This window comes from Streptosporangium sp. NPDC023963, assembly GCF_040639135.1.
Lineage (GTDB): Bacteria > Actinomycetota > Actinomycetes > Streptosporangiales > Streptosporangiaceae > Streptosporangium.
In genome coordinates, this window is record NZ_JBEZZK010000002.1 from 609,957 (window position 1) to 630,572 (window position 20,616).

Below are 20,616 nucleotides of genomic sequence, written 5' to 3' on the forward strand. Positions count from 1 at the left end.
TCGGCGGGCGGTTCCCAGTAGTCTTTTCATGATCGTTATGAGGGGTGTCCGCCCTGGCCGGATCGCCTGATTGGCCGCCCGAAATGTGGGCTTATAGGGTGTAATGGAGCGCTTATGGGGTTGGTGGGCTTCCTGGGACCACCGGCAACAAAGTCAGCCATGTGCAAAACTGACCCGGGTTTACCTAAAGACCCTATGGGGGTAGTTGTGATCAATGTCGAGGCAGTCCGGCTCCGGGAACCGGCGGCGTGGCTCATGGTCGCCGTCGCGTCCGCGAGCGTTCTCGTCGGCATCGAACGCCTGCTGTTCGGGGGCGGATCGTTCTCCTTCGCCGAGCGCGCGGCGGTCTCTCTGGGGCAGCTCACCTCGCCGGTCGTGCCCGCGCTGCTCGTCGGCGGCGTGCTGCTGGCGACCAACCTCGGCCCGGTGATCCAGCGGCTGAAGGTGATGGCCCTCGTGGTGGCCGGCACGCTCGGGCTCTCCGTGCTGTTCGGCCTGATCGGCCTGTTCGGCGGGGTGTTCGCGGGCGTGGAGGGTTTCCTGGGGAAGGTCGAGTTCCTTCTCGTCAACCTGCCCGCCCTCGCGCTGGCCGCGGTCGCGCTGCTGTACGTGCTGCCGAAGGCGGTCCCCGCGGGTTCACGCGACGGCGCGTTCCGCGCGGACGGCGGCTTCGGCCGCTCCCCGGAGCACCCGCAGGACCAGCGCTACGCCGCCTACGGCCAGCCGCCCGTTCCCGGGCAGGGGCAGGTCCCCTTCCAGGAGCACCCTCAGGGACCTCAGGGGCCCCAGGGGCCCGGCCCTCAGGGACAGGGCGTTCCGCAGGGCGCGTACCCCCACGCCCAGGGTTTCCAGGGGCCCCAGGGTCCCGGTCCTCAGGGTCCCGGTCCTCAGGGGCCTCAGGGCCCTCAGGGGCAGATGCCCCAGCAGGGTGGTCACCACCCGCAGGACCAGGGCGCGCAGGGTGGCCACGGTTACCCGCAGGAGGCTCCGCCCGTCCCGGCCCCGCAGCCCCCGTACAACCGCCCCGCGCTTCCGCCCGCGCCCGCGCACGGCTCCACCGGGGCCTCGGAGGGGTACGGCTCCGCCGGGGCCTCCGAGGGGTACGGCCAGCAGGCGCCCTCCCACGCGGCGTCCGTGCCGCAGGCGTCCCCCGCGCCGCAGGCCGGTGACGGATACTCCCAGGCCCCCTACGCGCCGCCCGCCGAGAACCAGCAGTACGCCCCCCAGAGCGAGTCCTACCCGCAGCCGGAGCCCCAGGGGCAGGGGTACGCGCAGCCGGAGCCGCAGAGCTACCCGCAGGCGCAGCAGCCCGCCGCCCCGGCCGCGGGCTACACCCCGAGCCCGTACGTCGCGGCCGACGTCCAGCCCCCGGCCCCGGCCAAGCCGTACGACCCGCCGGCCGCGGCCTACGACCCGCCGGTCTACGCCGCCCCGGTGGAGCCGCAGGCCCAGACGGAACCCCGGCTGCCGAGCTACCCCCAGTTCCCGGACTCCTCCTCGTACGGGCAGCCCGACTCCTCGTACGGGCAGCCCGACTCGTCGTACGGGCAGCCGGAGTCGCAGGGCTTCGGCCAGCAGGCCGAGCCTCCGGCCTCGCCGGTGTCCCCGGTGTACGGGCAGGAGCCGCAGTCGTCGGGTTCCGGGCGGCACTCCAGCCCCAACCTGCCGAGCTACTCCCAGTACTCGGAGTCCTCGTCGTACGGGCAGCCCGACTCGCAGGGCTTCGGCCAGCAGTCCGACTCCTCCGCGTACGGCCAGCGCTCGGACCGGTCGCAGCCCGACTACGGGCAGTCCGACCCGCTCTTCGGCCAGCAGGCCGAGCCTCCGGCCTCGCCGCTCTCCCCGGCCTCGCCGCTCTCCCCGGCCTCCCCGGTTTCTCCGGCGTACGGGCAGGAGCCGCAGCCGTCGGGTTCCCGGCGGCAGTCCGAGCAGCAGGGCTACCAGCAGTCCGATCAGCAGGGGTACCCGCAGGCCGACTCCCAGGGCTACCAGCGGTCCGAGGCCCAGGGCTTCGGCAGGCAGCAGGAGCCGCAGTCGCCCGGGTACGGCCACCAGCCCGAGCAGCAGGCCCCCGCGTCCTACCCGCCGGCCGACGGACGCCAGGACCAGCCGCTCGACGACCGGTCGCGCCCGCCGTTCGACGGCCGGCCGCCGCAGTCCTTCCCGCAGCCTCCGGAGAACTACGGCCAGCCGTTCAGCGGTTACTCGGGCACGGAGTTCGGCCGTCAGGCCGAGCAGGGCTCGTCCTACTCCGCGCCCGACCCGGTGGATCTCAGGTCCCAGCAGATGGCCCAGGCCTACCAGCAGGCGGAGAGCTACCAGCAGCAGGCCCAGCAGGGTGGCACCGAGCCCCAGCTGCGCGTCCCCGAGTACGGCTCCCCGGGCTACGAGGGTCCGTTCGGGCACCCGCAGACCTCTCAGGCCCCCCAGGCCCCGCAGAATCCCCAGCCCGCGCCGGCCCCCCAGGCTCCGCAGGCCTCCCAGGCTCCCCAGACGCCGCCCTACCAGTCCCACCAGTGGGACCCCCAGTCCGAGGCGACGCTCCGGTTCGACCCGAACGCCTACCAGGGAGACCCGCTGAGCGACCCCGCGCCCGCCGCCAGGACGTGGGACTCGCAGCCGATAGACCCCACGGCGATCTACAAGCCTGAACAACGCCCAGGTCAGGTCACGGATGAGGAAACCCCGGATAGAGAGAGGGTGGGCCCCGGTCAGGATCAGAACATGTCCTGGTACGGTTCCGACCGCCGAGAGCACTGAGCCCCTGGCGGTCGAAGCGATCACCTGGTGCAATTGCCGTCGTGGCAGGCACACGACCCACAACCGGGGAGAGCAGGTCTTTCCCCGGATACCAGCATGCCGCTTGACGCCACACCGACCACGCGCGTGTAATTACACACGTGTTGTTACGCCTTCCTCTGGGTGGGTAAGGGGGAGGCGTTCATAGGGGGGCTCCAATTTTGCGGGCGTGCGGCAGGGAGGTGTGCAGTGGCCGACCTGGTCATCGCACAGGAGAGCATCGCTGAAGAGCAGCTTGGCTGGCAGGAGCGCGCCTTGTGCGCGCAGACCGACCCGGAGGCGTTCTTCCCGGAGAAGGGAGGGTCCACCCGCGAGGCCAAGAAGGTTTGCCGCTCCTGCGAGGTGCGTGCCGAGTGTCTTGAGTACGCGCTCGAGCATGACGAGCGGTTTGGAATCTGGGGTGGGTTGTCGGAGCGTGAACGCCGCCGGATCAAGCGCGAGGCCGTCTGAGCCGTCCGCGAACCGGATGGCGGGAAGGTTTGAGCGCTCCGGGATCCGGACGATCCGGACGTCCGAGCACCGATGAACACTATGAACACTATGAACACCGATCGACACCGAAGAAGTGCTGAAGACGGTCGAGCGGTCTGAGTGAAGTATGTGACGCCTCTCCGAGGCGCTTGACGAATATGTCCACGGGGTCACGTGACCGTCGGTCACGTGACCCTTTTTTCGTGCGCGCGACCAGGTGTAAGACATAGTCAGACAGAGGGTGCCGTATCGTTGTCGCGCCGATCACCACCACTCCTGAACACGGGACGTATGTCCATCACCGACCCCCCTCACCCCCAGCGCCCCCAGCACACCGTCACCGCGATCGTCGTCTCCCACGACGGATCCCGCTGGCTGGGGGAGACCCTGGAAGCCCTGCTCAGGCAGACCCGCCCGGTGGACCGGGTCGTCGGGGTCGACAACGGCAGCAGGGACGGCAGCGCCGCGCTGCTGACCTCCGCCCTCGGTGCCAGGGCGGTGCTCACCCTGCCCCGCTCGACCGGTTTCGGCGAGGCCGTCGCCGAGGTCCTCGACCGGCTCGGCCCCGGCGGCGGCCGGGAGTGGATCTGGCTGCTGCACGACGACTGCGCCCCGGACGTCCACGCCCTGCGGCTCCTGCTGGAGGCCGCCGACGCGGATCCCAAGGCGGCGGTGTTCGGCCCCAAGCTCCGCGACTGGCTCGACCGGCGGCTCCTGCTGGAGGTCGGCGTCACCGTCGACCGTACCGGCCGCAGGGACACCGGGCTGGAGGCCCGCGAGTTCGACCAGGGGCAGTACGACGGGACCAGGGACGTGCTCTCGGTCTCCACCGCGGGCATGCTGATCCGCAGGGACGTCTGGGAGGAGGTCGGCGGGCTCGATCCCGCGCTGCCGCTGTTCCGCGACGACCTCGACCTGTGCTGGCGCGTCAGGACCGCCGGGTACCGCGTGCAGAACGTCACCCGGGCGATCGCCTGGCACGCCGAGGCGGCCACCCGGCGGCGGCGCCGCATCACCGCCAGCGGCGACCACCCTCGCCGCCTGGACCGCCGCAACGCCCTTTTCGTCGTCATGGCGAACCTGCCCGCCCGCCCGCTGCTGTGGGCGCTGGTGCGCAACGCGTTCGGGTCGCTCTTCCGCACGGTGCTGTTCCTGGTGGCCAAGCAGCCCGCCAACGCGCTGGACGAGTTCCTCGCGTTCGGCTCGGTCTTCGGTCACCCCATCCGGATGATCAAGGCCCGGCGGGCGCGGGCCAAGGGCAGGAGGCAGGGGTACGCGGCGGTCAGCCGGCTGCTCACCCCGCCCGGCGCCGGTTACCGGCGGCTCGTCGACCGCGCCCAGAGCTACCTGGCCGGGGGCGGGTTCGTGGAGTCCGCGGGGCGCCACCACGCCGTGGCCGCCTCGCCGGACGCGCAGGAGGACGGCGAGGAGCTGCTCACCGACGCCGGGGTGATGCAGCGGTTCTTCGGCAACCCCGGCGTCCTGCTCTTCCTGGCGCTCACCGCGGTCACGCTGGTCGCCGAGCGCGCGGTGACGGGTGGCGCCAGGCTGGGCGGCGGAGCGCTCGTCCCGGTGATCGGCGGGGCCTCCGACCTGTGGAACCTCTACCGCGAGAGCTACCACCAGGTGGGCCTGGGCACCGACGCGTGGGCCCCGCCCTACGTGGCGGTGCTGGCCGTGCTCTCCACGGTGCTGTTCGGCAAGACGTGGCTCGCGGTGTCGCTGCTGCTGCTCGGCTGCGTGCCGCTGGCCGGGATCTCCGCGTACGCGGCCACCCGGTCGATGGTCCCCGGCCGCTGGACCAGGGTCTGGCTGGCCTCCTCGTACGCCCTCCTGCCGGTCGCCACCGGCGCGGTCGCCGCGGGGCGGCTCGGCACCGCGGTGGTCTTCGTGCTGCTGCCCGTCTACGCGGCGCTCGCCACCACGGTGCTCGCCGGGGAGCGCCGCCGCGCCCGCCGCGCCGCCTGGGGGCTGGGGCTCCTGCTGGCCGTCGGCACGGCCTTCGCCCCGCTGGTCTACCCGCTGACCGCGATCCTCGGCGCGCTGGCGGCGCTGGCCTTCCCGCGCAGGGGCGTCGCGGTCTCGATGCTCGTCGCGTTCGCCGTCCCCGTGGTCCTGCTGTTCCCCTGGCTGGCCCAGGTGGTCGCCGACCCGGGGCAGCTCCTGCTGGAGGCCGGGCTGCACCAGCCTGCGCTGGTCGACCCCGGGCTGCCGGCCGGGTCGCTGCTGCTGCTCAGCCCCGGCGGTCCCGGCATGCCGCCGCTCTGGGTGACCGGCGGCCTCCTCGCCGCCTGCCTGGCCGCGCTGCTGATGCGCCGCAACCGGATGGTCATCGCGGTCGGCTGGGGCGTCGCGCTCTTCGGCGTGCTGGTGGCGATCCTGGTGAGCAGGACCACCGTCACCTCGATCAACGGCGACGTCGAGGCCCCCGCCTGGCCGGGCGTGCCGCTGGCCTTCGCCGCCACCGGCATGCTCGTGGTGGCCGCCCTCACCGCCGACCGGGTCGTGGAGTTCCGGGCGGCCGGGGGAGCGCGCAGGCTCGCCGCGTTCGGCGTCGTGCTGGTCGCGTTCTCCACGCCGCTGCTCGCGGCGGGCATGTGGATCGCCAAGGGAGTGGACGGCCCGCTCCGCGGGACGGTGCGCGACGTCGTGCCCGCCCTCGCCGCGGAGAACTCCGCGGGCGGCGAGCGGACCCTGCTGCTGCGCGCCTCGCCGGGCGGCCTGCTCTTCACCGTGCTGCGCGGGCGCACCCCGGTGATCGGCGAGGCCGACATCCCGGTCCCCGACGGTCCCAGGGAGCTGGTCCGGGTCGCCGCGGCCGGGCTGGTGTCCGGCAGGGGCGGCGACGACGCCCGGGTCCTCGCCGCCCACGGCGTGCGGTTCGTCGTGGTGACCGCGCCCGTCGACCCGGAGATCAGCCACGCGCTCGACTCGCAGCCCTCGCTGGCGAGGATGAGCCTGTCCCGCTCGGTCGGCGTGTGGCGGCTCACCCAGCCGATCGCCCTTCCCGCGACCCCGCCCGGCGACCCCTGGCACGGCCGCTGGCTCTGGGCCCAGGCCGTGCTGGTGCTGATCGTCTCGGTCCTGGCCGCGCCGGGGTCACGCACCGAGCCCGACGAGCCCGCCGTCCCCCAGGACCTGCCCGAACCTCGCAGAGAGCTGGCTGCCCGGTGAAATCCCTGATCGAGAACCGGTTCAGCCTGCTGGTGCTGGTCCTGGTGGCCCTGCTCGCCCTGTACGGGGTGGCCTACGCCACCCAGCCGCCGGCCGTCGCCACCCCCGCGCCGGGGTTCGAGAAGGTGCCCGTCGCCTCGGTGACGGCCGTCTGCCCGTCCCCCGGCGACGCCTCCGTCGGAGTGGTGTCCCCGCCCGGCAGCCGGGAGCCGGGCTCCGCGACGCTCGTCACCGGGGACAAGACCCTGGCCACCGTCGACACTCCCGGCCGTCTCTGGCACGACGAGGTGCCGGCCTCGTCGCCGCCCCTCGTCGTCGCGGCCGAAGGGAGCATGGCCGCGGGCCTGGAGGTGGCGCAGACCCGCCGGGAGAAGTCGGGAAAGCAGCGGGGACTGGCCGGGACGCGCTGTGCCGAGCCGGTGGCGAGCACCTGGCTGGTCGGGCCGGGGCCGGCCGCGGCGGACGTCACGCTGTACCTGACCAACGCCGACCCCGCCCCGGCCATCGCGGAGATCATGGTCTACACGGGTGAGGGCCCGGTGTTCGACGACACCGGTGGCGTGTTCACCCTCAAGCCGGGGCAGAGCCGCACGATCAAGGTCCTGGATCTCGCGCCCTCGGCGCTCGCCCTGGCGATCCAGGTCCGTACCAGCTCGGGGCGGGTCACCGCCGCGGCGCGGGCGATCATGAACGACGGGCGCGGCGTGGACTGGCTGCCGGTCGCCGCGGCGCCCGCCACCCGGGTCGTCGTACCGGGCATCCCCGGCGGCGGAGGGAGGCGCGAGCTGCTCGTCGCCTCCGCCGAGGAGGTCGACACGCTGGTGGAGGTCAAGGCCCTCACCTCCGAAGGTACGTACGAGCTGGAGGGCCACGAGCTCGTCGAGGTGCCCGCGGGTTCCGTCGTCTCCGTCGACCTGTCCAGCGGGATCGGCGGCCTGCCGTCCGCGCTGGTGCTCACCTCGGACACCCCGATCGTCGCCGGGCTCGTCGCCACCGGGACCGGTTCGAGGACCGACGTGGCCTTCACCGCCGGAGCGGTCCCCGTCGACCTGGGCAGCGTCGTCGCCGACAACCGTACGGGCGGCAAGGTGAGTTCCCGGCTGCTGCTGACCGCGCCGGACGCGGCGGGAGCGGTGAGCGTGCAGGTGGTCCCGCGCGAGGGCGAGCCGCGTGAGCCGTTCCAGGTGGAGATCCCCGCCTCGCGGACCAAGCAGGTCGGGCTCACCAAGGTGGACGGGCCCTTCGCGGTGGTCGTACAGCCGCTGCCCGGCTCGGGGCCGGTCTACGGCGGGCGCGTCCTGGACGAGCGGCTCAAGGACGGGCTGGCGCTCACCGTGCAGCCGCTGGCCCCCGCCCGCATGTGGGCGCTGGTCCCGCCGATCGCCGAGTCGGTCGCGACCGTCCTGCCCTGAGGCTCTGAGGCCCTGAGGCCCTGAGGCCCTGAGGCCCTGAGGCCCTGAGGCCCTGAGGCCCTGAGGCCCTGACCCTGAGAGTTCGAGAGACGGCCGGACCGCCGGATCGCCCTGGAGCGCGGCGGGCCGGTCGTGGTCGTCTCTGGAGGTGGCGGGGCCGGTCGTGGTCGCCCTGCGAGGTGGAAGGGCCGGTCGTGGCCGTCTCGGGAGGCGGGTGGTCAGTCGTGGTCGTCGAAGCCGGGATCGACCGACTCGGGGGAGAGACCGAACAGGCCCGCGACCTGCTCCACCACCGCCTCGTGCACCATCGCGCCCAGGTGGTCGCGGTCGCGTGCCCTGCTCTCCAGGGGGCGGCGGTAGATGATCACGACGGCCGGGCGGTTTCCCGCGGCGGGCTCCGCCCGCCCGAACGGGATGGGCTCGCCGGTCAGCAGCCCGGGGCCGTCGCCCAGCTCGCTGATCGGCGGGACCTCCTCGACCGCGAACTCCACGGCCGACAACTGCTTGGCCCATCGGGGCTTGAGCCGGTCGACGGCGTCCAGGACGAGATCGTCGAACCGCTCGCTGCGGGCCTTGGCGATCGGCACGTGCGAGGGCGCCAGCGGGCCGCGCAGGCCGCGACCGTGCCTGTCGCGCCTGCGGGGAGAACGGGGTCTGCCGGGTGCCGGGCTCACGGCCCCAGCTTAGACGTGACCCGGACGGGGGCGGGAGGTGCCGTGACCGCGGTGCGGACGGGTGGGAACCGTGACGGCGGGTGCGGGGGTGAGGGGAGATGCCACCGGGAGGCGTGCGGACAGGAGGTGTAAGCCGTACAGGCGGGTGGAAGCCGGGACACGTGTCCGAATTGTGGCGACACGCTCGTTAAGAGCGCTCAGATAGTGGCGCCCCGGACGCTTACCGGATACGGTCCCACCGTGAGCCCCGTCCGCCGCTGTTCCCGCACCGCGTGCAGTCAGCCTGCCGTTTTCACGCTCACGTACGTCTACGCCGATTCGACCGCTGTTCTCGGGCCCTTGGCGACGTACGCCGAGCCGCACTGTTACGACCTGTGTGCCGAGCACGCCGAGCGGCTCACCGCCCCCCGAGGCTGGGAGGTGGTCCGCCTGCCGACCGACGGCGCCCCGCCGAGCACGGACGACCTGGAGGCCCTCGCCAACGCGGTCCGCGAGGCGGCCAGACCCGCGCCGAGCGGTGGCACCGAGCCCGTCGGCCAGGGGGTCGAGGTCGGCCGCCGAGGCCATCTGCGCGTGCTGCGCTCCGCTCAGCCACAGCGTGACCGCTGACCCTACTAGGCTGGGGGGCACGAACACGACGTAAAGGGTGGAGCTGGAGTGGGCGACCTCGCCAAGATCTTCAAGGCGTACGACGTTCGTGGCGTCGTGCCGGACGAGCTCGACGAGGCGACCGCCGAGGCGGTCGGCGCCGCCTTCGTGGAGACGACCGGGGCGGAGACCGCCGTCGTGGCACACGACATGCGCGAGTCGTCGGTGCCGCTGGCCGCGGCCTTCACCCGGGGGGCGACCTCGCGGGGGGCCGACGTGATCAACGCGGGCCTGGGCTCCACGGACCTGCTCTACTACGCGAGCGGCAGCCTCGGCCTGCCCGGGGTGATGTTCACCGCCAGCCACAACCCGGCCCGCTACAACGGCATGAAGATGTGCAGGGCGGGCGCCGTGCCGATCGGCGGCGACACCGGGCTCGTCGAGATCCGCGACCGGGCCGCCGCGATCCTGGCCTCGGGCACCCTCGGCGGCCAGGGGGGCGGGACGGTCTCCGAACGCGACCTGCTGCGCGGCTACGCCGACCACCTGCGCACCCTGGTCGACCTGTCCGGCATCCGGCCGCTGCGGGTCGTGGTCGACGCGGGCAACGGGATGGGCGGGCACACGGTCCCGACGGTGTTCGAGGGGCTGCCGATCGAGCTGACCGCCCTCTACTTCGAGCTCGACGGCACCTTCCCCAACCACGAGGCCAACCCCATCGAGCCCGACAACCTGCGCGACCTGCAGAAGGCCGTGCTCGACGTGGGCGCCGACATCGGGCTCGCCTTCGACGGCGACGCCGACCGCTGCTGGGTGGTCGACGAGCACGGCGAGTCCGTCTCCCCGTCCACGATCACCGCGCTGGTCGCGGTCCGCGAGCTGGGCAGGCACCCCGGTGCCGCGATCATCCACAATCTGATCACCTCCAGGGGCGTCCCGGAGATCGTCGCCGAGCACGGCGGCCGCCCGGTCCGCACCCGCGTTGGCCACTCGTTCATCAAGGCCGAGATGGCCGGGACCGGTGCGGTCTTCGGCGGCGAGCACTCCGCTCACTACTACTTCAAGGACTTCTGGTTCGCCGACTCCGGCATGCTGGCCGCGCTGCACGTGCTGGCGGCGCTGGGCGAGCAGGAGAAGCCGCTCTCGGACATCCTCTCCGAATACACTCGTTACACGGCCTCCGGGGAGATCAACAGCACGGTCGCCGACCAGGACGCGGCGACGGAGCGGGTCCGGGAGGTCTTCGCCGCCCGCGACGGCGTCACCTTCGACGAGCTGGACGGCCTGACCGTCTCCGGCCCCGGATGGTGGTTCAACCTTCGTCCGTCCAACACAGAGCCGCTGCTCAGGCTGAACGCCGAGGCGGCCGACGAGATTCAGATGGCAGCGATCAGGGACGAGGTCCTTGCTGTCGTGAGGAGCTGAACGAGTGAAGATCGACGACTGGCTGCTGGAGATCCTGGCCTGTCCCAACTGCAAGTCCCCCCTGCGAGCCGAACCCGAGGTGGACGAGTTGTCCTGCACCTCCGCGTCGTGCGGCCTGGTCTACCCGGTCCGGGACGACATCCCGGTCCTGCTGGTCGACGAGGCCCGTAAGTCGTGAACTGGGAGCCCGATCGGCTCGACGACCAGAAACGGCTGGCCGAGGGCGACCCGGCGGGCATGCTGCGGGCGGTGGCCGACTCGGCCGCGCAGGTCCGCACCTCCCGCAGGGCCGCCCTGGAGTCGGGCCTGTCCTCGCTCGCCGGGGACGGCCGGCCCCGTGCGGTCGTGGTCGCCGGCATGGGCGGTTCCGGCATCGCCGGTGACATCCTCAACGTGGTGTGCGGCCACGGCGCCCCGCTGCCGATCCTGACCGTCAGGTCCTACCGGCTGCCCGGCTGGATCGGCGCGACCGACCTGGTGATCGCGGTGTCGCGCTCGGGCAGGACCGAGGAGACGCTCGCGGTGGCCACCGAGGCCGTCCGCCGGGGTTGCCGCCTGCTCGCCGTCGGCGGGCCCGACTCGCCGCTCCACGCGATCGCCAGGCAGGCGGGGGCGCCGTTCGTGCCCGTCGCGAGCGGCGGGCGGGTGAGCGCCGCGGTGTGGGCGCTGTCGGTCCCGCTGATCGTCGCCGCCGCCGAGCTCGGCCTGGTCGAGGCCGGCGAGGAGGTGTTCGAGGAGGTGGCCAAGCGCCTCGAGGATCTCGCCCACCGCTGCCGCCCGGCGAGCGAGTCGTTCATCAACCCGGGCAAGTCGCTCGCCATGGAGCTCGCCGAGACCGTGCCGATGATCTGGGGGTCCTCCCCGCTGGCGGCCGTCGCGGCCCGCCGGTGGGCCGGTCAGCTCACCACGAACGGCAAATATCCCGCGATGTGGGGGGAGCTCCCCGAGGCCGGTCACGACCAGGTGGCCGTCCTCGACGGCCCGCTCGCCCAGCGCGACATCTTCGCCGACGAGAGCGGCCGGTCGCTCCGGCTGTTCGTGCTGCGCGACGTGGAGGAGCATCCCCGGGTGATACGGCAGCGGGAGGTGTCGGTGCGGCTGGCGGAGGATCGCGGCGTCCCGGTCACGCAGATCGCCGCCGAGGGGACACACCCGCTGGAGCGGCTCGCCACGTTGATCGCGCTCGGGGATTTCGCGAGTACGTACCTTGCTCTCGGGTACGGGATCGACCCGGCCACTGTGTCGGCGATCACAGAACTCAAGGCAAGGGTTTCGCAATAGGATCCTTGTCTCGTCTTTCCTGACTAACGAGCTGAGCGGAGGCTGCCGTGAGCGCGGGCGGCGGTACTAAGGCAATCATCGCGGCGTTGGCGGCCAACCTGGCGATCGCCGTGGCCAAATTCGTGGCGTTTCTCTTCACGGGTTCGTCATCGATGATCGCCGAGTCGGTCCACTCGGTGGCCGACTCGGGCAACCAGGCGCTGCTGCTCCTGGGCGGCAAGCGCGCCCAGCGGGCGCGCACGCCCCAGCACCCCTTCGGGTACGGCCGGGAGCGCTACTTCTACGCGTTCGTGGTGGCGGTGGTGCTGTTCACCATCGGCGCGGTGTTCTCGCTCTACGAGGGCTGGCACAAGCTCTCCCACCCGGAGGCCCTGAGGACCCCCGCATGGGCCTTCGGCGTGCTGATCTTCGCGATCATCGCCGAGTCGTTCTCTTTCCGGACGGCGATCATCGAGTCCAACCACGTCCGGGGGAACCAGTCGTGGGTGCAGTTCATCCGCCGCTCCAAGTCGCCCGAGCTGCCGGTCATCGTCCTTGAGGACCTGGGCGCGCTGCTCGGCCTGATCTTCGCGCTCTTCGGCGTGACCATGGCCGTGGTGACCGGGAACCCCGTCTGGGACGGCATCGGCACCATCATGATCGGCGTCCTGCTCGCGGTGATCGCGGTCGTCCTGGCGATCGAGACCAAGTCGCTGCTGATCGGCGAGGGCGCCGGGCCCGAGGTCGAGACCCGCATCGCGGACGCCCTGGAGAGCGCGCCCGAGGTGAGCCGGGTCATCCACATGCGCACGCTCCACCTGGGCCCCGAGGAGATCCTGGTCGCCGCCAAGATCGCGGTGGACCACGACGACACGGCCGCCGACGTGGCCCGCGGCATCGACGAGGCCGAGCAGCGCATCCGCGCGGCCGTCCCGGAGGCCCGCGTCATCTACCTGGAGCCCGACCTCGACAGGAGCAGCGTCAACGGCCCGGTCTGATCCCGGAGCCCGCAGGTCCGGAGAGACGGGGACCCCGGCGGGTGCGCCGGGGTCCCCGTGCTCTTCAGGCACGGGGGACGACCAGGCCCGACTCGTAGGCGTGGATCACCGCCTGGGTGCGGTCGCGCAGGCCCAGCTTGGCCAGCAACCGGGCCACGTGGGTCTTCACCGTGTGCTCGGTGACCACGAGGTGTGCCGCGATCTCGGCGTTGGACAGCCCCCTGGCGACCAGGCGCAGCACCTCGGCCTCGCGCGGGGTCAGCGGGCTGCCGGTCGGCACCGGCCGCCGCTGCCGGGAGAACTCCGCGATCAGTCGTCTGGTGATCTTGGGGGCGAGCAGCGCATCACCGCGCGCCACGATCCTGACCGCCTCGGCCAGGTCGTTCGCCCGGACGTCCTTGAGCAGGAACCCGCTCGCCCCCGCGGTGAGCGCGTCGTACACGTAGTCGTCCAGGTCGAACGTGGTGATGATGATCACTCTGGTCGTCTCGGTCTCCAGGATCCGGCGGGTCGCCTCGATCCCGCCCATCCCGGGCATCCGGACGTCGAGGAGGGCGACGTGCGGGTGGGTCTCCCGTGCCAGCCGTACGGCCCGTTCCCCGTCGGGGGCGGTGCCCGCGACGCTGAGATCGGGCTGCGCGTCGATCACGGCGGCGAACCCGCGCAGCACGATCGGCTGGTCGTCGGCGATCAGCACCCGGATCGGCGTGCCCGCCACCCCACGGTCGTCGCGGGTGCGGCCGGGGGAGGAGTCCTTCCCGGGGACGGTCATTCCAGCGGGAGCCCGGCGTGGATCAGGAAGCCGCCCGCCGGCCCGGGGCCGGCCTCGAACCAGCCGCCGAGCGCCAGGGCGCGCTCGCGCATGCCGACCAGGCCGTGCCCGTTCTCCGTGTCTCCCGAGGGGCCGGGGCCGTCGTCGGTGATCCGCAGCACCAGCAGGGCCGGGCGGTAGGTCAGCTCGATCGACACCCGGGCGCCGGGCGCGTGGATCCTGGCGTTGGTCAGCGCCTCCTGGACGATCCGGTAGGCCGAGACGTCCACGGCATGGGGCACCGCCACCTCCTCGCCGACCACGTCGAGGTCCACCTCGCCGTCGTGGTGTTCGACCAGTTCCGGGAGCAGCGCCAGTCCCGGTTGCGGCGCGGTCTCCGGGGCGGACGTGACGTCGGCGCGCAGCACGCCGAGCAGGCGGCGCATCTCGGTGAGCGTGTTGCGCGCCGAGGCGGCGATGTCGGCGAACTCCCGCCTGGTCTGGTCGTCCAGGTCCTTGAGGGTGTAGGGCGCGGTCTCCGCCTGAACGGCGATCATCGAGACCGAGTGGGCCACGATGTCGTGCATCTCCCGCGCGATCCTGGCCCGCTCGGCCATCGCCGCCTGTTTCCTGAGCGCCTCCAGGTTGTCGGCCCGTACCTCCTCGACCTCGGTGCGGCTCCGCCGCATGTCGGCGATGAGTGCCGTCGTCACGGCCACGCCCACGATGACCATGAGCAGTACCAGGCCGCTCCGGGACCTGTCGAAGAAGAGGAGGAAGGAGGCGCCGGAGACGCAGGCCGCCACCAGCCACGCGCTCCACCGGCCGAGTCGGCGGAGAACCGTGTAGTAGGAGAGGACGACCGAGACGCCGATCGTCAGGACGAGGACGGGGCTGTGGGCCGCGCCGCACACAGCCGCTCCGGCGGTGCCGAACAGGACGAGGGCCGCGGACGCCCAGGGCCTGTCGCGGCGGACGGCCTGCGGGGCGGTGGCCAGCAACGCGGTGACCAGCAGGGGCACCCCCCTCGCGAGGTAGTCGTAGTCCGCGAACGCGGCCGCCACGAACGCGGTTCCCGAGAGGACGACGGCGACGGCGATGTCCGTGAGCGGAGACTCGATGACCCTCCGGCTGTCGAAGGAGGCGACCCGCTGCTCCGCGCGGGCCAGCCCGGTGAGGAAATCCATGCCGGGAATACTGCCAATCGTGGGGTGTGGCGTCGTCATCCCTGGGAGCGACGTTGGAGCAGGCGCAGCGCCTTCTCCTTCTCGAAGTCCAGTGCCCTGCGGGGTGCCTGCAGGCGGCCGATCCGCAGCCCCAGCTCCCGTACGGCCTGCGCGACCGCGGGCTCGCTCAGCGCCCGCAGCGCGAAGGCCAGCTCGGCGGGGGAGACGTCGAACCGCTTCTCCAGCTCGAGGCTCTGGGCGACGGCCGAGAGCTCGTCGGGGCCGAACCGCCGGTGCGCGCCCTGGTTCCTGACCGGGGGGAGCAGGCCGAGCGCCTCGCGGTAGCGAAGCATCCGGGGGGACATGCCCAGCCTGCCGGCGGCCTCGGTGATCCGCATCGGTGACCTCTTTCCAGCGGTTTTGCGGGAAACCTTACATTCTTGTGTCAGGTTACCCGTTCAGAAGGTGCGCGGAGGTGCTTAGGCCGCTTAAACTCGCAGGCGTCGACTGTTCCGATGGAACGGCGAGCCCGGCCCCGGAGCGAAGCCCGATCGCGAGACGAGCGCGACGGGCGAGGGTGTGAGGCGAACGCCGCCATCAACCAGAGGGGTAACCACACATGGACTTCAAGGTCGCCGACCTTTCTCTTGCGGCCTTCGGGCGCAAGGAGATCCAGCTCGCCGAGCACGAGATGCCGGGCCTGATGGCCGTCCGCAGGGAGTACGCCGCGTCCCAGCCGCTGGCCGGTGCGAAGATCATGGGCTCGCTGCACATGACCATCCAGACCGCCGTGCTCATCGAGACCCTGGTCGCGCTCGGCGCCGAGGTCCGCTGGGTGAGCTGCAACATCTTCTCCACCCAGGACCACGCCGCCGCCGCCGTGGTGGTCGGCCCCGAGGGCACCCCGGAGAACCCCCAGGGCGTCCCGGTCTTCGCCTGGAAGGGCGAGACCCTGGAGGAGTACTGGTGGTGCACCGAGCAGGCCCTGACGTGGCCCGGTAACGACGGCCCCAACATGATCCTCGACGACGGCGGCGACGCCACCATGCTCGTCCACAAGGGCAGCGAGTACGAGAAGGCCGGCGCCGTGCCCAGCACGGGCGAGAACGACCCCGAGGAGTGGGGCGTCGTCCTCGACCTGCTCCGCCGCACGGTCACCGACGAGGGCCGCTGGACCCAGGTCGCCTCCCGCATCAAGGGCGTCACCGAGGAGACCACTACCGGCGTGCACCGCCTGTACGAGATGTTCAAGACCGGCACGCTGCTCTTCCCGGCGATCAACGTCAACGACTCGGTGACCAAGTCCAAGTTCGACAACAAGTACGGCTGCCGCCACTCGGTGATCGACGGCCTCAACCGCGCCACCGACGTGCTGATCGGCGGCAAGGTCGCGGTCGTCGCCGGATACGGCGACGTCGGCAAGGGCTGCGCCGAGGCGCTCAAGGGCCAGGGCGCCCGCGTCATCGTCACCGAGATCGACCCGATCTGCGCGCTCCAGGCCGCCATGGACGGCTTCCAGGTCACCACCCTGGAGGAGGTCGTCGGCATCGCCGACATCTTCGTCACGACGACCGGCAACTTCGACATCATCACGGCCGACCACATGGCCCAGATGAAGCACAACGCGATCGTGTCCAACATCGGTCACTTCGACAACGAGATCGACATGACCGGCCTGGCGCGGATTCCGGGCATCGAGAAGACCGAGATCAAGCCGCAGGTCCACACCTGGCGCTTCCCCGACGGCAAGCAGATCATCGTGCTCGCCGAGGGCCGCCTGATGAACCTGGGCTGCGCCACCGGCCACCCCTCGTTCGTCATGTCCAACTCCTTCACCAACCAGGTGATCGCGCAGATCGAGCTGTTCACCAAGACCGAGGACTACCCGGTCGGCGTCTACGTGCTGCCCAAGCACCTGGACGAGAAGGTCGCCCGCCTTCACCTCGACGCCCTGGGCGTGAAGCTCACCAAGCTCACCAAGGCCCAGGCCGAGTACATCGGCGTGGACGTCGAGGGCCCCTACAAGTCCGACCACTACCGTTACTGACACCTTCGGTCGACTTCCACCGGCCCCCGCGGCTTCGCGGGGGCCTTCGGGCGATCCGGGGTTCCGGGTTCCGGAATTCGAGGTTTCGGGTTTCGGAGTTCCGGAGTTCGGGGTCCCGGAGTTCGAGGTCCCGGGGTCCCGGGTTCCGGGCGATCCGGGGTCCCGGCAATCTGAGGTTCCGGCAATCTGGGGAGAGACGTGGACAGCGCTCTGGTGGCCGAGGGAGAGCTGAGGATCGGGTGGGCGGCGCGGGCGATGCCGGTGCTCACCGCCCTCGGCGAGCGGTTCGCCGCCGAACGGCCCTTCGAAGGGCTGCGGATCGCCGCATGCCTGCACGTCACCGCCGAGACCGCCGTGCTCATGGGGACCCTCAAGGCGGGCGGGGCCGAGATCGCCCTGGCCGCGTCGAACCCCCTGTCCACCCAGGACGACGTCGCCGAGGCGCTCCGCGAGTACGGCGTCGTCGTGCACGCGCAGGCCGGGGTGACCATGGACGCCTACTACCGTCACATCCACCAGGCGCTCGACATCGTCCCGGACATCGTCCTGGACGACGGCTGCGACCTCGTCAACATCCTGCACACGGAGCGGACCGAGTTGCTGGAGACGGTCTCCGGCGGGTGTGAGGAGACCACCACCGGGATCATCAGGCTCCGCCAGATGGCCGCGGAGAAGGCCCTCAGGTTCCCCGTGGTGGCGGTCAACGACACGCGGACCAAGCGGATGTTCGACAACCGCTACGGCACCGGCCAGTCGACCATGGACGGGATCATGCGCGCCACGAACACCCTGCTCGCGGGCAAGACCGTGGTGGTGGCCGGATTCGGCTACTGCGGCCGGGGCGTCGCCGAGCGGGCCAGGGGCCTGGGGGCGCGGGTCGTGGTGACCGAGATCGACCCCGTCAAGGCGCTGGACGCCTCGCTGCAGGGCTACGACGTACGGTCGATGGCGGCGGCCGCCCGTGCCGGGGACGTGTTCGTCACGGTCACCGGCAACCGTGACGTGATCAGGGGCGAGCACCTGGCGGAGATGAAGGACGGCGCGATCCTCGCCAACGCCGGGCACTTCGACGTCGAGATCGACGTCCGTGCCCTGGACGACCTGGCGCACGCCGTCCATCGGGGGGTGCGCCCCAACACCGACGAGTACGTCCTCGCCGACGGCCGCAGGCTCCTGCTGCTCGCCGAGGGCCGCCTGGTGAACCTGACCGCCGCCGAGGGGCATCCGGCCGCGGTCATGGACATGTCCTTCTCCGCGCAGGTGCTCTCGGTGGCGTGGCTGGTCCGCGAGCGGGCGCGGCTGGAGCCGGGGGTCTACGACGTGCCGGGGGAGGTCGACGTGGAGGTGGCGCGGCTCAAGCTGGCCGCGGCCGGGATCGAGATGGACGAGCTCACCCCCGACCAGGAGGAGTATCTCCACTCCTGGCGGCTCGGCTCGTAGCCACGCTCCCGGGCGTCGCCGCCTGAGCCTCGCCGTCACGCCCGCCGTCGTCAGAGTTCGGCCAGCATCTCCTGCATCCTGCGGATCTCGGCGCTCTGGCCGGCCGAGACGTCGTTGGCCAGCTCCTCGATCCGCTGGTGCGAGCCGGAGATCAGCACCTGCTCGGACATCTTGAGCGCGCCCTGGTGGTGCGCGGTCATGAGCTGGATGAAGAGCCGGTCGAAGTCCTTGCCCGAGGCGGCCTTGAGCGCCTCCATCTGCTCGGGCGAGGCCATGCCGGGCATGGCGTCGTGCTCGGCGTGGTGCTCGGGGGCCCGCAGGCCCTGCTGCTGGAGCCAGGAGATCATGAACTGGATCTCCGGCCCCTGCGAGTCCTTGATGCGCGAGGCGAGGCTCTTCAGCCTGACGTGCTCGCCCCGGGTCGGGGCCAGGGAGGCCATGTCGAGGGCCTGGCGATGGTGGACGACCATTTTCTGGACGTACGTCACGTCGGCCGCGTTGGGGGTGGGAGTGGGCACGAGCGTGGCGGCCTCGCTCGGGCCGACGGTCCTGGCGACCTCACCCGGCCTGCCGGGAACGATGATCGGCGCCGACGCCTGAGGGGACGGGGCCGGCTCGGGCTCGGAGCTGCACGCGCTGAGAGACAGGGCGGCGATCACGACGATGAGCGCGACGCGCACCCCGCCTCCTTCACGATTGTCCAGTGACGAAAGACCGTAACCCCTGCGGGGCCGGTCCGTAAAGACCGCACACCGGCAACAGTTACTGACACTGTGACGGCTTGCCGGATGACCGTACACCATGAACCATTTAAGCATTTATGCACCTTTTATTTGGGTGCATGTGTCAAGGAGGTTCACGAGTGTCCACCCCCCTCGGGAAGGGCCTGACCGGCCGTTTCCTGTTTGTGGCCGGGGTTGCCGTCGCGACGGCGCTGGCTGCGTTCCCCGCGCAGGCCGCCGATATCCCGGCTCCCGGCGAGATCGCCAAGAGCGCGAACATCGAGCACGTCCTGAACGTGCCCAAGCCCGGTCCGCTGACGGACATCAACACCGACATGGCGTTCCAGGGCGACTACGCCTACGTCGGCAACTACACCGGTTTCTCGATCTACGACATCAGGAAGCCGAGCAAGACCTCGCTGGTCAGCTCGGTGGTCTGCCCCGGCGGGCAGATGGACGTGTCGGTCTACGGCGACCTGCTCTTCGGCGCGGTCGACTCCTCGCGCAACAACGACTCCTGCAGCAGCGTCGGCCAGAGCGCGGCGACCAAGGAGTCGTGGGAGGGCATCCGGATCTTCGACATCAGCGACAAGAAGAACCCCAAGTACATCAAGGCCGTCGAGACCAACTGCGGCTCGCACACCCTGACGCTCGTCCCGGGCAAGGGGAGGGACCGCAAGAACGTCTACGTGTACGTCTCCTCCTACAGCCCGAACGCGTCGTTCCCCGACTGCCAGCCGCCGCACGACAAGATCTCGATCATCAAGGTGCCGCTGCGTGACCCGGCGTCCGCCTCGGTCGTCGCCACCCCGGTCCTGTTCCCCGACGGCGGCAACCCGGGTGAGACCCTGCCCTACCCCGAGCGCACCTCGGCCACGAGCGGCTGCCACGACATCACCGCGTACCCGGAGAAGAACATCGCCGCCGGCGCCTGCATGGGCGAGGGCGTCCTGATGGACATCTCCAACCCGATCGAGCCGAAGGTGACCACCACGGTCCGCGACGACCAGAACTTCGCGTTCTGGCACTCGGCGACGTTCAACAACGAGGGCACCAAGGTGATCTTCACCGACGAGCTCGGTGGCGGCACCCAGGCCACCTGCAACGAGGCGATCGGCCCGAACCGCGGCGCCAACGCCTACTACGACCTCGAGAACGGCCAGCTCACCTTCAAGAGCTACTTCAAGATCGCTCGCCACCAGGCCGACACCGAGAACTGCGTCGCGCACAACGGCTCGCTGATCCCGGTCAAGGGCAAGGACATCATGGTCCAGGCCTGGTACCAGGGCGGCATCTCGGTCGTCGACTTCACCGACTCGGCCAACCCGCAGGAGATCGCGTTCTTCGAGCGCGGCCCCGACAACACCGCCCCCGCGCTCAGCGGCGGCTTCTGGTCCGCGTACTACTACAACGGCCACATCTACGGCAGCGACTTCAACCTCGGCCTTGACGTCCTGAAGATCCACGACCGGCGTACGGACAAGGCGGAGAAGGTCAAGTTCGACATCCTGAACGCGCAGACCCAGGCGTCCTACCGCGGTGGCCACGGTCACGGTCACTGATCTCTGAGGGCGGTCACGGCCATCGACCTCTGACGACGGCCACGGCCACCACCCGGTGACGGCCACCGGGCGCTCGACGAGCGCCCGGTGGCCGTCCTGCGTGCGGAGAAAAATCCAAAGATCACAG

General features: G+C 71.3%; 17 protein-coding genes. 12 read left to right on the forward strand and 5 right to left on the reverse strand.

Annotated elements, in window-relative coordinates; genetic code table 11:
- Positions 1–207: 207 nt before the first annotated feature.
- From AB0F88_RS08780 to AB0F88_RS08795, 4 genes are all read left to right on the forward strand, one after another.
- The gene (locus AB0F88_RS08780) at positions 208–2,760 is read left to right on the forward strand and encodes a hypothetical protein (RefSeq protein WP_362679190.1); all 2,553 of its coding nucleotides are present in this window, start codon (positions 208–210) and stop codon (positions 2,758–2,760) included.
- A 228-nt stretch (positions 2,761–2,988) separates the two neighbouring features.
- Positions 2,989–3,249, forward strand: a complete 261-nt coding sequence (locus AB0F88_RS08785; protein ID WP_037969494.1) for a WhiB family transcriptional regulator — start codon at positions 2,989–2,991, stop codon at positions 3,247–3,249.
- Positions 3,250–3,561: 312 nt separating this feature from the next.
- Positions 3,562–6,444 (forward strand): glycosyltransferase family 2 protein, encoded by a 2,883-nt coding sequence (locus tag AB0F88_RS08790; protein WP_362679193.1) that lies wholly within the window; start codon positions 3,562–3,564, stop codon positions 6,442–6,444.
- Complete coding sequence (locus tag AB0F88_RS08795; protein ID WP_362679196.1) at positions 6,441–7,856, forward strand: DUF5719 family protein; 1,416 nt, start codon at positions 6,441–6,443, stop codon at positions 7,854–7,856. Before AB0F88_RS08790 ends, AB0F88_RS08795 begins: the two co-directional genes overlap by 4 nt.
- 218 nt (positions 7,857–8,074) lie before the next feature.
- On the opposite strand, the gene AB0F88_RS08800 is transcribed toward AB0F88_RS08795, so the two are convergent.
- Positions 8,075–8,530, reverse strand: coding sequence for a metallopeptidase family protein (locus tag AB0F88_RS08800; RefSeq protein ID WP_362679198.1), 456 nt, complete (start codon positions 8,528–8,530; stop codon positions 8,075–8,077).
- 240 nt (positions 8,531–8,770) lie between these two features.
- Here AB0F88_RS08800 and AB0F88_RS08805 point away from each other — a divergent pair, with 240 nt between their 5' ends.
- From AB0F88_RS08805 to AB0F88_RS08825, 5 genes are read left to right on the forward strand one after another with little or no spacing between them, the layout of a single operon-like run.
- On the forward strand, positions 8,771–9,139 hold the full coding sequence (locus tag AB0F88_RS08805; RefSeq protein WP_329090499.1) for a DUF3499 domain-containing protein: 369 nt from the start codon (positions 8,771–8,773) through the stop codon (positions 9,137–9,139).
- A 48-nt stretch (positions 9,140–9,187) separates the two neighbouring features.
- Positions 9,188–10,543 carry a phosphomannomutase/phosphoglucomutase gene (locus tag AB0F88_RS08810; RefSeq protein WP_362679203.1) on the forward strand — a complete coding sequence of 452 codons (1,356 nt, stop codon included), beginning with the start codon at positions 9,188–9,190 and terminating at the stop codon, positions 10,541–10,543.
- 4 nt (positions 10,544–10,547) lie between these two features.
- Entirely contained in the window at positions 10,548–10,721 is a 174-nt protein-coding gene (locus AB0F88_RS08815; RefSeq protein ID WP_012888128.1) for a Trm112 family protein, read from the forward strand.
- Positions 10,718–11,824, forward strand: a complete 1,107-nt coding sequence (locus AB0F88_RS08820) for an SIS domain-containing protein (RefSeq protein ID WP_362679206.1) — start codon at positions 10,718–10,720, stop codon at positions 11,822–11,824. The genes AB0F88_RS08815 and AB0F88_RS08820 overlap by 4 nt, the downstream gene beginning before the upstream one ends.
- A 47-nt stretch (positions 11,825–11,871) precedes the next feature.
- Complete coding sequence (locus tag AB0F88_RS08825) at positions 11,872–12,801, forward strand: cation diffusion facilitator family transporter (protein WP_362679209.1); 930 nt, start codon at positions 11,872–11,874, stop codon at positions 12,799–12,801.
- Between the two features lie 64 nt (positions 12,802–12,865).
- Here the strand turns inward: AB0F88_RS08825 and AB0F88_RS08830 are convergent, their stop codons facing one another.
- The 3 genes from AB0F88_RS08830 to AB0F88_RS08840 are packed head-to-tail and all read right to left on the reverse strand — an operon-like array spanning position 12,866 to position 15,116.
- Entirely contained in the window at positions 12,866–13,573 is a 708-nt protein-coding gene (locus tag AB0F88_RS08830) for a response regulator transcription factor (protein WP_362679212.1), read from the reverse strand.
- Complete coding sequence (locus AB0F88_RS08835) at positions 13,570–14,739, reverse strand: histidine kinase (protein WP_362679215.1); 1,170 nt, start codon at positions 14,737–14,739, stop codon at positions 13,570–13,572. Before AB0F88_RS08835 ends, AB0F88_RS08830 begins: the two co-directional genes overlap by 4 nt.
- Positions 14,740–14,774: 35 nt before the next feature.
- Entirely contained in the window at positions 14,775–15,116 is a 342-nt protein-coding gene (locus AB0F88_RS08840; RefSeq protein ID WP_362679218.1) for a MerR family transcriptional regulator, read from the reverse strand.
- Between the two features lie 221 nt (positions 15,117–15,337).
- Here AB0F88_RS08840 and ahcY point away from each other — a divergent pair, with 221 nt between their 5' ends.
- Complete coding sequence (gene ahcY / locus AB0F88_RS08845; protein ID WP_362679221.1) at positions 15,338–16,765, forward strand: adenosylhomocysteinase; 1,428 nt, start codon at positions 15,338–15,340, stop codon at positions 16,763–16,765.
- Positions 16,766–16,963: 198 nt separating this feature from the next.
- The gene (locus AB0F88_RS08850; protein ID WP_362679225.1) at positions 16,964–18,205 is read left to right on the forward strand and encodes an adenosylhomocysteinase; all 1,242 of its coding nucleotides are present in this window, start codon (positions 16,964–16,966) and stop codon (positions 18,203–18,205) included.
- A 50-nt stretch (positions 18,206–18,255) separates the two neighbouring features.
- Here AB0F88_RS08850 and AB0F88_RS08855 read toward each other — a convergent pair whose 3' ends face one another.
- The gene (locus tag AB0F88_RS08855) at positions 18,256–18,885 is read right to left on the reverse strand and encodes a DUF305 domain-containing protein (RefSeq protein ID WP_362679228.1); all 630 of its coding nucleotides are present in this window, start codon (positions 18,883–18,885) and stop codon (positions 18,256–18,258) included.
- A gap of 182 nt (positions 18,886–19,067) precedes the next feature.
- Here AB0F88_RS08855 and AB0F88_RS08860 point away from each other — a divergent pair, with 182 nt between their 5' ends.
- Positions 19,068–20,489 (forward strand): hypothetical protein, encoded by a 1,422-nt coding sequence (locus AB0F88_RS08860; protein WP_362679231.1) that lies wholly within the window; start codon positions 19,068–19,070, stop codon positions 20,487–20,489.
- Positions 20,490–20,616 lie beyond the last annotated feature (127 nt).